The following is a 1,366-nucleotide window of genomic DNA, read 5'->3' as shown; positions in this document are numbered from 1 at the left end:
TGCAGGAACTGCGCACGCTCACGCGCACGTTCGTGCTCGAAAGGAGTGCCCACGCCCAGCGCATCGAGAAGGTCCTGGAGGACGCCAACCTCAAGCTCAGCGTCGTGCTCAGCGACATCCTGGGGCAAGAGCGGGCGGGGCGGTGCTGCAGGCCCTCATCGACGGTCAGCATGACCCTGAGCGCCTGGCCTCTTGCATCACCACCCGCRTCAAGCCCAGTCGCACCGAACTGCTCGAAGCCCTGCGCGGACGCGTCAGCACGCACCACCGCTTCATGCTCAAGCTGCACCTGGGCCACATCGAGGCGCTGGACCGGGCCATTGCCGACATCGAAAAGGGTGGGCCTCGGGCTCGAGCCGTTTTGACAAGCCGCCAAGCTCCTGAGCACCATGCCGGGCCTGAGCGCTGTCAGCGCGCGCGTGATCGTGGCCGAGATCGACATCGACATGTCGCGCTTCCCCACACCCGGGCACCTGCTGTCCTGGGCCTGCATGTGTCCGCGCAACGACGAGAGCGCCGGCAAGCGCCGCAGCACCCGGCTGCGCCGCGGCGGCCAGTGGCTCAAGACCACGCTGGTGCAGGCCGCCTGGTCGGCCGTGAGGGTCAAGGGCGGCTACCTGCAGGCGCAGTTCCACCGCCTGCGTGCGCGCCGCGGTGCCAAGAAGGCCATCATCGCCGTGGTCGCCTCGATGCTCACCGCCGCTTGCACATGCTGCGTGACGGTACCGAATGGCACGACCCGGGCGCCGCCCGCTTCGACCGCGCCGGCGCTCACAAAACCGCCAACCGCCTCATCCGACGGCTTCAGCAAATCGGCTACGCAGTGCAGGTCACTCCAACTTGAGTGAGGACGTTTCCATTTTAGTCGCGCCGGAACCAGTCCCCGCTGCCGATCGCGACGCGACCGGCGATCCGGTCGGGATGGATCTCGTAGACCAGACAGGCCAGCAGCGCGCCGGCCACGCGCACCTGCACCTCCCGCTTGACGTACTCGCCGCTGTCGTCGGGCCTGACCTCTTCCAGCCGGTCGAGCTGCCTCTCGAGCTCCGGCGCGATGCGGTAGATCTCGCCCCGCACCCTGCCCTCGCCGCCCAGCACCGCGCCCGGATAGGCGCCGAGGTCGTAGAGCGTGCCGTCGATCTCGCCATCGGCGATGCGCACCGGCGCGGGCGAGAAGAGGCAGATGTCGTTGCTGCCGCCCGCGCGCAGGGTGCCGTAGACGAAGACATGGCGGGGCGTGGCGGGGCGGGCATCCGGATCGGGCATCATCGAATCAATCCTCTGAACGATCAGTCTATTGAACTCCGCATCCCACRCACCCGGTCGCCTGGTGGCCTACGGCCCCGGTCGCCTGGTGGCCTACGGC

Annotated in this window: 1 protein-coding gene and 1 pseudogene; one reads left to right on the top strand and one right to left on the bottom strand. The window is 68.5% G+C overall.

The genetic code is table 11. From position 1 onward, the window contains the following. Positions 1 to 844, top strand: a pseudogene (locus tag AC1DY5_RS55775) (transposase); the annotation flags it as partial. 17 nt (positions 845 to 861) lie between these two features. Here the strand turns inward: AC1DY5_RS55775 and AC1DY5_RS55770 are convergent. Beyond that, positions 862 to 1,266, bottom strand: a complete 405-nt coding sequence (locus AC1DY5_RS55770; RefSeq protein WP_478122728.1) for a gamma-glutamylcyclotransferase family protein — start codon at positions 1,264 to 1,266, stop codon at positions 862 to 864. Positions 1,267 to 1,366: the final 100 nt, after the last annotated feature.

Source organism: Variovorax sp. P4_D9, from assembly GCF_056401695.1.
The sequence above is the reverse complement of the archived record's forward strand: the minus strand, read 5'-3'. Positions and strand labels throughout refer to the sequence as shown.